General features: G+C 28.2%; 13 protein-coding genes and 1 pseudogene. 11 read left to right on the top strand and 3 right to left on the bottom strand.

Annotated elements, in window-relative coordinates; all coding sequences use genetic code 11:
• Positions 1-92 precede the first annotated feature (92 nt).
• Entirely contained in the window at positions 93-641 is a 549-nt protein-coding gene (locus BUB32_RS10000; protein ID WP_072969254.1) for a biotin transporter BioY, read from the bottom strand.
• A gap of 349 nt (positions 642-990) precedes the next feature.
• On the opposite strand from BUB32_RS10000, the gene BUB32_RS09995 reads away from it, so the two are divergent.
• Entirely contained in the window at positions 991-1,371 is a 381-nt protein-coding gene (locus BUB32_RS09995; protein ID WP_234949269.1) for a 4Fe-4S binding protein, read from the top strand.
• Positions 1,372-1,643: 272 nt separating this feature from the next.
• The gene (gene splB, locus BUB32_RS09985; protein WP_072969252.1) at positions 1,644-2,666 is read left to right on the top strand and encodes a spore photoproduct lyase; all 1,023 of its coding nucleotides are present in this window, start codon (positions 1,644-1,646) and stop codon (positions 2,664-2,666) included.
• Positions 2,667-2,858: 192 nt separating this feature from the next.
• Here splB and BUB32_RS09980 read toward each other — a convergent pair whose 3' ends face one another.
• Positions 2,859-3,281 (bottom strand): bifunctional nuclease family protein, encoded by a 423-nt coding sequence (locus BUB32_RS09980; RefSeq protein ID WP_072969251.1) that lies wholly within the window; start codon positions 3,279-3,281, stop codon positions 2,859-2,861.
• Between the two features lie 365 nt (positions 3,282-3,646).
• Between BUB32_RS09980 and BUB32_RS09975 the strand changes: the two genes are divergently transcribed.
• From BUB32_RS09975 to BUB32_RS09955, 4 genes are all read left to right on the top strand, one after another.
• Positions 3,647-4,366 carry a helix-turn-helix domain-containing protein gene (locus BUB32_RS09975; RefSeq protein ID WP_234949268.1) on the top strand — a complete coding sequence of 240 codons (720 nt, stop codon included), beginning with the start codon at positions 3,647-3,649 and terminating at the stop codon, positions 4,364-4,366.
• A gap of 306 nt (positions 4,367-4,672) precedes the next feature.
• A complete protein-coding gene (locus tag BUB32_RS09970; protein ID WP_072969249.1) occupies positions 4,673-4,903 on the top strand; it encodes a hypothetical protein in 231 nt (76 codons plus the stop codon).
• A gap of 655 nt (positions 4,904-5,558) precedes the next feature.
• Complete coding sequence (locus tag BUB32_RS09960; protein WP_200773877.1) at positions 5,559-5,777, top strand: Blp family class II bacteriocin; 219 nt, start codon at positions 5,559-5,561, stop codon at positions 5,775-5,777.
• Between the two features lie 94 nt (positions 5,778-5,871).
• Positions 5,872-7,032 carry a M48 family metalloprotease gene (locus BUB32_RS09955; RefSeq protein WP_072969247.1) on the top strand — a complete coding sequence of 387 codons (1,161 nt, stop codon included), beginning with the start codon at positions 5,872-5,874 and terminating at the stop codon, positions 7,030-7,032.
• 229 nt (positions 7,033-7,261) lie between these two features.
• On the opposite strand, the pseudogene BUB32_RS13135 reads toward BUB32_RS09955, so the two are convergent.
• Positions 7,262-7,378: pseudogene (locus BUB32_RS13135) on the bottom strand (IS3 family transposase); the annotation flags it as partial.
• A gap of 138 nt (positions 7,379-7,516) precedes the next feature.
• Between BUB32_RS13135 and BUB32_RS09945 the strand changes: the two are divergent.
• From BUB32_RS09945 to BUB32_RS09925, 5 genes are all read left to right on the top strand, one after another.
• The gene (locus BUB32_RS09945) at positions 7,517-8,005 is read left to right on the top strand and encodes a hypothetical protein (protein WP_143152806.1); all 489 of its coding nucleotides are present in this window, start codon (positions 7,517-7,519) and stop codon (positions 8,003-8,005) included.
• A gap of 31 nt (positions 8,006-8,036) precedes the next feature.
• Complete coding sequence (locus tag BUB32_RS09940) at positions 8,037-8,519, top strand: CPBP family glutamic-type intramembrane protease (protein WP_072969245.1); 483 nt, start codon at positions 8,037-8,039, stop codon at positions 8,517-8,519.
• Between the two features lie 652 nt (positions 8,520-9,171).
• Positions 9,172-9,441 (top strand): hypothetical protein, encoded by a 270-nt coding sequence (locus tag BUB32_RS09935; RefSeq protein WP_072969244.1) that lies wholly within the window; start codon positions 9,172-9,174, stop codon positions 9,439-9,441.
• Between the two features lie 74 nt (positions 9,442-9,515).
• Positions 9,516-9,836, top strand: coding sequence for a hypothetical protein (locus BUB32_RS09930; protein ID WP_072969243.1), 321 nt, complete (start codon positions 9,516-9,518; stop codon positions 9,834-9,836).
• Positions 9,837-10,463: 627 nt separating this feature from the next.
• Positions 10,464-10,724, top strand: a complete 261-nt coding sequence (locus tag BUB32_RS09925) for a hypothetical protein (protein WP_072969242.1) — start codon at positions 10,464-10,466, stop codon at positions 10,722-10,724.
• The last annotated feature ends 269 nt before the right edge of the window (positions 10,725-10,993 follow it).

Raw genomic sequence — 10,993 nt, 5'->3', positions numbered from 1 at the left:
TTTAGTTTTGTCGCTTTGGAACATCGGAGCGACGATACAAAATATCTCCTTTTGAATATTTTTTTACTTTGTCAACAAACTGAGGCAAGGGTTCAACCTTGCCTTTTTTCATTAGATTTTATAACAGGTTTTAATTTTAAAGTGAGATAGGAAGCGATAAATGCTTTGATTAAGTCGCCAGGTATAAAAGGAAGTGCCCCGACTAAAATGGCTTTTTTAAATGGTATTCCTGTAACAAAAGAGAGCTGAGTTACTCCTAAAATATAAACAAAAATTATTGCAAATAAAAGATAGCTTATAAAAATATTAATAAAATTTGCTTTTTTATTTTTTAGAGTCAAAGAAATTAAAAAAGCCGCAAAAGGCCAACTTAAAATATATCCTCCTGTAGGTCCTACTAAAACATTTAACCCCCCCCTAAGTCCAGAAAATACAGGTATTCCAATTGCACCTAAAAGGTCAAAAATAAAAAGGCTTAAAAATGCTGATGTAGGATTTAAAAGTCCTCCAGCTAACATTACTGCGAAAGTCTGTCCTGTGATAGGTACTGGAGAAAAAGGTAAGGGGATTTTTACAAAGCCCATTATAAAAGTAATAGCAGCAAAAAGAGAAGCTAAAATCATGTCTTTAGTTTTTATCATATTTTTCCTCCTCAATGTATTATTACAACAATTATTATATTTTTTTAAAAAAGAATTGTCAACTATTTTTGAATAATGGTTAACAATTTTTTAAAAAAGTAACCCTCTTAAATTTTTAAGAGGATCAGTAGATTTATGTAATTATATTTTAGTTTATTATATTTTTAACTAGTTTGTAATTCCTAAGATGAATATGCCAAGCTATTTAAAAATATAATTAATATGCTATAATATTTTTAACTATTATAATGGAATATAATTAAGATGGTTATTTTTTGTAATATCTCTATTTTTAAGTAGTTGGTGGATATTATTTTTATCTGGAGTATTTTTAGGTGGTAATTATAATGTGATAAGTAAGATAGAATCGTATAAGTATCTTTCTGCCGAACTTCTGATGGCTATGTTTTTTTGGATTGTGTTTACAGGAAGAGGATATTGCTATTATTGCCCATTGGGTACAGTTTTGGGATTGATAAGTAAAATTGCTGGGCAAAAAATCACTACAAATAATTCAAAATGTATCCAATGTGGCAAATGTAGCGAAACATGTCCTATGAGTATAGACATAAAAAGTGCAGCATTTTACGGTAAAGATGTTGTTGATATAAGATGTGTAGGCTGTGGTCATTGTGTTGATGCATGTCCTACAAAAACATTATCTTATACAACGAAAGTTTTAAGTATATTAAAAAAGAGAGCCGAGAAAGCATCAATTATGCATACTTGACAATTATTAGTTGGCAGCCTAAATCAATGGTGGCAAGAAATGTAATAAACAATGTTATACCAAACAAAGAGTTTAGTCTTATATACAAATTTGCAATTCTATTAGCTATAATGCATTTTGGAAGGATGGTACTTGGAGACATTGGTAGGATACTAAAAGTGAAATTAAACAAAAAAATCTGTTCATTTTTATGTAATGTGCTTTTTTACATATATTGTTTTAAATGTGCTAAGAATAGAAATAAACAAATTACTTAAAAAAGGAGTACGAAAATGTTTATTCCTAAGCGCATCATTTTTGAAAAGAATGCAATGAACTATAAAATAGGACATAACATATACAATTTTTTTAAAGACAAAAAAGAAGTTGAGATTATAGAAATGAAAGGGAATAGGATAAAAGGACATATACCAGGAGACAATCTACGAGATTACTATAAAGAAGGGAAAAATACTTTAGTTGTGGGTGTCAAGAAAAAGATAGACTTTCAATCTTGTAAGCCATCGGCTAATTATCAGCTACCTCTGCTATCTGGATGTGCAGGTCAATGCCAATATTGCTATCTTAATACAAATTTAAGCGAGAGACCATACATAAAGGTCAATGTTAACATAGATGACATATTTATTTGGGCAAATGGTTATATTGAAGCAAGGAAACCGGAAATGACAGTCTTTGAAGGTTCGGCAACGTCAGATCCAGTGCCAGTAGAACCATATACAAACATTTTAAAATCCGCGATAGAATTTTTTAGCAAAAGTGAAAAGGGGAGGTTTAGATTTGTAACAAAGTTTACGGACATAGATACACTACTTGATATTGAACATAATGGTCATACAGAGGTGAGATTCAGTTTAAATACCGAAAAAATCATAAACGAATATGAGAAAAAGACTCCGTCACTAGATAAAAGGTTGGAAGCCAGCAGGAAAATAATTGAATCAGGCTATCCTATGGGTTTTTTGATCGCACCTGTTTTTTTATACGATAGTTGGAAAAAAGATTATAAGGAACTATTATTAAAAATAAAAGAAAGTATACCTGAAAAAACTGCATATCCAATAACATTTGAAATTATTTCACATAGATACACAGCAAAAGCAAAAAGTACTATATCAGAGATTTTTCCTGAAAATACACTACCTATGAATGATGAAGAAAGGGTCTGTAAAGTCGGTCAATTTGGATACAAAAAATTTGTGTACAAAAATAATGAGATATATGAAATGAAGGAATTTTTTACGAATGAAATAAAGTCAATATTTCCTGACAATATAATCAAATATATAATATGAATCTAAATTTCAAATAGGTTTACAATTGAATTTAAAAGGTTTCTATACAAAAAATCTTTTTTGTTTAGAAGCTTTTACTGCCAAATGGCATAGTTAATCTTCATGATTTAGTAGTGATGGTTGAATTTTTTAAAAAGTTTTTATATAAAATTCTACTGACCCTCTTAAATTTTTAAAAGGGTCAGTAGAATTTTAATTATCGCCATCATCAAATTTTAAATCTGTCATATCATAGGTGAATTCCGCTAAACGAACATTTATGAAAATTGGTATATCAGTGCGCATTGCCAAAGCTATCGCATCACTGGGTCTTGAGTCTAATTTTATAACTCTATCCCCTTGTTTTATATAAAGCTCCGCATAATAAGTGTCATCTTTTAAATCAGTAATCACAACTTTTTCGGGTTTTCCTCCAAGTTGTTCAATAGCAGATTTTAAAAGGTCGGGAGTTAAAGGACGAGGCGGTGTAATTCCCTGAAGAGGTATTGCTATGTTTTGAGCTTCTAGTGGACCTATAACTATAGGTAAAACTTTCTTTTCCTCTTCATCTGTCAATAGGACGGAGAAATTTCCTTCTACGTCCATCGTAATTGCCTTAACACGAAATTTTAACATTTTTTACACCTCGATTTAAAACATCTTCTTATTATCATTATATCATACTTATGCAAATTTAATCTGATTGTTTTTACACAGTCCGAGAACGCAATGTAAATTGGGAAATATTAGGTGAAAAATGCATTTTCGCTCCCAAAATCGACACTTTCGTTCCAAAATCAACAAATTTTATAAATTAAGTGATATAATATAAAAAATGGTCGAAAAGTATGTTAAATTTTGATTTAAATTAGAAAATAGTAGGTTTGATAAGGTGTTTGCAAAATCCATAAAATTACAGAAAGTGAGAATTACTAAGGTGATGCCCTATGAATAAATTAATATTTGATGAAGTGCTTTATTCTCATAAAAGATGTTTAAAAATGGAACTTACACAGACTATAGATAATCCTTTGATATTTTTGGGAAAACAGGAGTTGCAGTTAAAAATAAGAGAAAATAACGAACTTATAAATGTTTTTAGAAAAAACGTTAATAGTATTTTCAAGCAAATCAAAGAGAGATACGTGTTTTTATTAACCGATACTGAGGGTTACCTTTTGGAAATGGTATATGAAAAGGGAATCTATAATAATATTGATAAAACAGGATTTAAAAGAGGAACTTCTTTTAAGGAAGAGAGTTGTGGTACAAATGCGATTTCATTAGCGATGAGACTAAACCAACTGGTTTATTTAAAACCTGAACAACATTATTGCAATATTTTTAAAGAGTGGTATTGCATTGCTATACCTCTTATTGTTGATGATGAGATAATAGGATATTTAGATTTATCAACAATAAAAGATAGTATGGTTGATGAAATGATGGTGGTTGTTGAATTATTAGCATATAAAATTGTTAGTGACTATGTAAGTATGGTTGGAAATAAAGTAAACAATAGTAAAGTTAAGCTTACCGAGAAACAGTTAGAGGTTCTAAAATTAGCTATGAAAGGATACAAAGATATCGCAATTGCAGAAGAACTTGGAATAAGCATAAATACCATAAATTATCATAAAAGAAATATTTTCAGAAAATTAGATGTTCGGAGTACAAGAGAGGCAATTGCTAAAGCAATTCTAACGGGTCTAATAGAGTAAATTGTATTTATTACATTTTCTTTAGTTTGAGTTAATGACGGATTTGTCTTGTTAGGAGAAGTATTTTTAACTATTGTAGTTTTGATTAAAGAGCGTGAAGACTACAGAAAAATGTAGTAGACAACGAAAAAAATTTTATGCTAAATTAGAGGTAAGATATAGAAATGGATGTGAATTCAAGAAAAATTAAGAAAGAAAAGCAAGTTTCTTACATATATCGTAAGCGATAAAAAATTTGCCATGCATGGCAGATTAAAATAAATGAAAATCGCGCGATTGGAGTCAGAAAGGAGAGGAGGGAAAGAAATGGAAGTCGTAATACCAATGAATAGGTTTGTAGAATTGACAGAAGATGATTTGATGGGTGTTGATGGTGGAGTTAATTGGGATAGAGTTTATACAGGGGTAATGGGAGAAGTGGGCATAATTATTGCAGTTGCAGCAGCACCTGAAATAACCGTTCCGATATTGATTGCTGGTTTAATTGGAAGTGCTGCTTCAGGTGCATACGTTGGTTATGGATTAGCTACAAACTGAAAATTAAACTTCTAGAGGCTGTTTATTTGTATATAAATAGGCAGCCTCTGGTGAATATAGGAGGCCTAGAAAATATAGGAGGATGAGAAATTTGACAAAACTGTTTTCAAATAAAATAATAATTGATATTTTGTTGCTTATTACTATTTTTGCTAATTTCTGGCTTTTTACTTATAGTAGGCAGAAATATAATATTTTATTTCTTTTTATGATACTTGTAACATTCATGGCTTTTTATGCGTATCTTTTTTCTTCAAAAAATATATTTGTGATGGCTATAATTATTATAACTTATTTAAGTTTAGTTCAAGTTTTAAGAAATATATTTAATTTTTCGGATTTATTAAATTTTATTTGTTTGTTACCAATAATTATATTTAATATAATTATTATTCTTTATTTTGCAAAAAATAAAAATATATATCATAATTATCTTTTATTTTTAAAAAATATACTACTTTTCTTATTTATCCGTAAAGGCAGATAATTGATCTTGTATCTGGAAAATGAATTATGAAATGCCTAAATAGACCATCTGAAGCCAAATTAAGTGAAAAATTTTATGTAAAATATTTCAGTATTACTATAATATAAGTTAACTCTGTATAATTGTGTAAATGTATTATAGCCTTTTCAAAATCTAGAGTTTCTAGAATTGACAGATGAAAGTTTGATGATGATTAATGGTGGAGCTTGGTTTTGGAAGGAATTTGGGAAATCTATTGGTACAGGCGCAGTTTCAGGTGCAATAGCGGGTGCTGCTGGAGGGAGCGTGACTCTTCCAGTTGTTGGAACTGTATCTGGCGTTGTAGGTGGAGGAATTCTTGGTGCACTTGGCGGAGCTGCATCATATGCACTTTTTGGCTGGTGGTAAACATAATGAAATATGGCGGAATTATTTAATTCCGCCATATGCTATATTTTTTTTAATTAAGTGAAATAAAACAAAGATTCTGTGGAGGCATATTATGATTATATATATATTACTAATATGTGCTGCAATTTTATTAAATATAATAACTTCTATATGGATAAACAAAAGAATATTAGATATGTATTATAACAAAAAAATGTTACGAGAATATGTGCTTTATAAATTTAATTTTTTACACCAATATTTACAGGGAGTAATTGTAATAATATCTTTGTTTATATCGGCATTTGCTATCGCAAAGATAATGGGATATATAGATGTTCATAAAAACAGAATATTATCACTAATATTGGTATGGGCATTAATTGCTTTGCTGGTAATATTAGATCAAATTATTTCACATAATACATATAAAAAGATAAGGGATGTTCAGTTGACTTATTGGGATGAAGTTGATAGTACAATAAGACAATTATTAACGATTTTTATTCCGGCCTCTATAGTTATTATTGGTAGAGCTATTATTATAGGAGAATATAAAGAAAATGAATTGTTGCAGTATTTTGTATGGGTGGGTTTTGTTATATTGGCGGGTATGTTTTATCCATACATTGTTAAACTTCTGTTAAAAGCAAAACCTTTAAAAGATCATGAATTAAATAGAGAGCTAAGTAAATTTTTGGCTGAATATAGTATACACAAAGTAAAAATTTATGAATGGCCGGCTATGAAAGGTAGAGAAGCAAATGCATTTGTTACTGGTTTAAGAGGGAAGTATATTTTCATTTCAGATTATTTAATTAAGAATTTGAATGTTGATGAGATTAAAGCTGTCCTTGCTCATGAAATTGGACATTGGAAGAAATGGCATCTTTTAATAAGAATAATATTAATTTTATTTATATATCCACTTATGGTTTTATTAGGGAGTATTATGGATTATATAGAAAAGTATATTCATATTTCAATCCCTTTTGGAATTTTGGTAGCATTTTCTGGATTGATTTTATATATGTATTTAATTCTTGCAATTATTCGTAATCAAGAGCAATCTGCAGACGAATATGTAATTAGGAGCGGAATAGATGTAACAATTTATATTTCAGCACTATTAAAAATCGCTGAATTAAATAATACTGTAAAACGAATTAGCAAATTAGGAGAAAAGCTACAATCACATCCACCTATTGATAAACGTATAGAGTATCTCAAAAGAGTATCAAAAGAGATTATAGATAAAAAGCTTAGAAATTAGTGTAATAGCTTTTTTGTTCGATATTTTACATGTGAATAATTATTCGTGAGGATTAATATTTTTGGAGGTGATTTAATTGAAACTTTTCATACCATTTATTACAGGTTTCCTGGTTGTAACTATTTATATTATAATTAGCAAAATTTATAGGCGAAAGGACTAATAAAAGTATGATACAGTGAATCATGTGGATTTATGTCAATATAGTAGACACAAAAACTCGAAATTTTTATGCTGACTTTTTAATTAAATCCTCAAATTGTTGCATAGTATATCCTATACTACTATGTAGTCTTTTTCTATTATACCAAGATTCAATATACTCAAATATGGTAAGTCTAGCAGTAAAACGTCTACAAATGAAAAGATAAATAATATTACGATTCTGAATATGGGAAAAGTAATGCCAATATATAAGGTTTTAAGAGAGCAATAAAATATGTGTAAGTTATATAAAAAAATAATTGTAAAAGGAGCATTAAATATGAAAAGATTAAATGAATTAGCAAATTTATTAAATGATCTAAATGATTTAGAATATATTGTTATAATATCATTTTTATCGTATTTTTTAGTGACAATAATATTCAATAATAAAATTGTTGCGCAAGATGTAACAAATATAATTCCTTATAAAGGAATTTTAAATACCGTAGAAGTGTTAGGGAAATTACTAATTGTTTATCCTATAATTAACACTTATTTGTACCAGCATATAGTAATAAATATTTTAAGGAGAGTTAATGTGAAAAACAACCTGCTATTAATACTTTTCTCGTCTTTACTTTTAGCTATTACGTATTATAATAGTTTTATTCCAATGTTTTTATTTGGCATTATTTTGTCATATTCATATATTTTGTATAATAACAAAAAAATGTCTTCAGAATCAGTAATATTGTTAATATATATGTTAACTAATTTATTATCTGTAATAACAATTTTTATTGAAAAGTTAAATTTTTCCATTTAAATAGTATACAACAAAGATAAGGAGTATCTTAATGAAGATTAATAAAATATTTTATAATTACATAAATAATGTTTCTGACTTTGGTTATATCTTAACAATGGTGGTATTTTCCTTTCTAATAGATAATGTAATAGCAATATATACGAACATTTCAAATATAAATTTTAATGGTCCTAAATTTGACATGTCACCAATATTAATGCTGATTTTAGTTGGAATTATTAGTCCAGTATTTGAAACGTACTTGTATCAGGTTGTTTTGATTTATTTATTAAAAAAAATAAATTATTTAAATAATCATAAAATATTACTTATAATTGTAGCTTCAATAATTTTTGGTATATCGCATTGTTATAGTTATATTTATATTTTTTCAACATTTTTGGCAGGATTGATTTTGAATTATTCATATGTATTCTATAAAAATAAAACTTTGACACCATTTAAAATTGTTTTATCTATTCATAGTATTCATAATATAATAAATGCATTATTATTGATAATTTTTAATTAAAACTTTTCATACCATTTATTTGGGTTTTTAGTTATAACTATTTATACTTATAATCAACAAGATTAATAGGCATAGGAGCGATTAGTTAAGCCTGTATAATTGTATAAATATGTTATATAGCACATAGTAATTAACACCAACAATCAGACAATAGCTTTTCGGAATTCAGAGTTTTAAATCTAAATTTATCTTTCTGATTTAATCTTCATTTATAGGAAACCTTAAATTACAAAAAATTTTTTATTAGTAGATAACATGTAATTAGAAGATATATCTAAAGGTTAGAAATTGTAACGAATCTTAAAGCTTTCATAACAATAAAAGTTTTACCATTGTATGATAAAAATGACATCCATCCTTAAAAATATTTTCATGCGGTACATATTAATTTACAATACAGATGGGAGAGAGAATCCTACTTTTTTAGCTTAGATTAAAAGAACGTGAAACTACAGAAAAATGTAGTAGACAAGGAAAAAATTTTATATTAAATTAAAGGTAGGATATAGAAATAGATGTGAGCTTAGAGAAAATCAAGAAAGAAAAGCGAGTGTTTTACATATATCGTAAGTGATAAAAAATTTGCCATGCATGGCATGTTAAAAATAGATGAAAATCGCGCGATTGGAGTCAGAAATGAGGGGGGGAAGGAATGGAAGCTGTAATACCAATGAATGAATTTATGGAATTGACAGAAGATGATTTAATGGTTATTGATGGTGGAGTTAATTGGGCTGTTGTTGCAGCAGGTACAGGCATTGTATTAGGAGCTGCGGCTTTAGCGGTTAGTGCTGGACTTGCTTTTGTACCTGTAGCTGTTATCTTAGGAGCTGGAACATCAGGTGAAATTGCACTTGCAGGTTTGACAGTTGCTGCATCTGGTATAGGCGGTGCAACAATTGGCTATGGTTTTAGTCATTAATCTAATTGAAACTTCGAGTTATCAGCAAGTTTACTTGCTGATAACTCGAAACTAAAGAAATGAGGTACGATAAAATGCGTTCTAAGAAAATGAAAAAACTATTGTTTTTTTTGACTTTTTTAATTTCTATAATTTCAGTTTTATCTTCTTTGGTATTTTTAATGAACTTATTGATTTCAGGTAATATTGCTAATACAAATATTATAGTAGTAATAGCTTTGATATTTGACCCATGTGTAATTTTAATACTTAATTATATAGTATACACTAAGAATTACAAGTATTCCCCATTGAAACAACCTGATGAAGTGAAAGAAAAAATAATTATAGGATTTATATGGGGTATTTCCATATCAGTTTTATTGACTATATGTTTTTCTATAATGGGAATTTAATTTTAATTAGCAAACTTAAAAAATGTAATGAGTAGTATAATACACTCGATAAACATAAAGTAAATTTAAGAATAAAAGGTGTACATTAAAACGTTACATATACACAAAACAACCTAAAATAAAAAATTGCGATGCAGCTTATTTTTATATTATTAAGTATTAAAATAGTTATAAAGAAATGGTGAATATGAAAGAAACTTGGTAAATTAGTTAATCTACTGAATAAATTAAATATTTTAAAATATGCAGGAATAAAATAGGACAGCAGATCTAAAATAATAAAAAGTTACCTCCATCAACGGTAAATGGTCTGTCTCAGTTGGTGTTAGCTCTTGATAGAACCAATAGAACCTAAAGATAAGGGGAAAATAAGATGGGAGAGAGAATCCTACTTTTTTAGCTTAGATTAAAAGAACGTGAAACTACAGAAAAATGTAGTAGACAAGGAAAAAATTTTATATTAAATTAAAGGTAGGATATAGAAATAGATGTGAGCTTAGAGAAAATTAAGAAAGAAAAGCGAGTGTTTTACATATATCGTAAGTGATAAAAAATTTGCCATGCATGGCATGTTAAAAATAGATGAAAATCACGCGATTGGAGTCAGAAAGGAGAGGAGGGAAAGGAATGGAAGCTGTAATACCAATGAATGAATTTATGGAATTGACAGAAGATGATTTAATAGTTGTTGATGGTGGAGATATAAAAGCTGCAGCTGAACACTATCTTGAAGGCCTTGCTGGAGTAGTATTAGGTGTAGAGATGATTGGGGCTTCAGTAAAAGAAAAAAATGGGGTTAGAAGAGTTGGAGAAGTTGTAGGTGGCATTGGTGCAATATTGTCTGGTGTTTATTTAATGGGATATGGTGTCGTAGATCTTTTTAGATAATTCAAAAGAGGGGGATTTTTTACCCCCCTTCTATTAATGCAAAGGAGAGATATTTCATGTTAAAATTAAACAAAAATTATATTTTTAATATCATACTATTACTGGTATTTATTTTAATTATAATAAATATTTATAAAAGCATTTTAAAGAAAAATGATTTGTTTCCTTATATTGTATCACTTTGGATACTTTTTGCTTCTTATGTTTTACGGTATAAATTTAAAATGAAGTTTTCTTCAACTGCAGGTGCAATTTTTGCTTCTATAATT

This window comes from Thermoanaerobacter uzonensis DSM 18761 (assembly GCF_900129115.1).
GTDB classification, from domain to species: Bacteria; Bacillota; Thermoanaerobacteria; order Thermoanaerobacterales; family Thermoanaerobacteraceae; genus Thermoanaerobacter; species Thermoanaerobacter uzonensis.
Note: the sequence above shows the minus strand (reverse complement) of the source record. Positions and strands in the feature narration are given on the sequence as shown.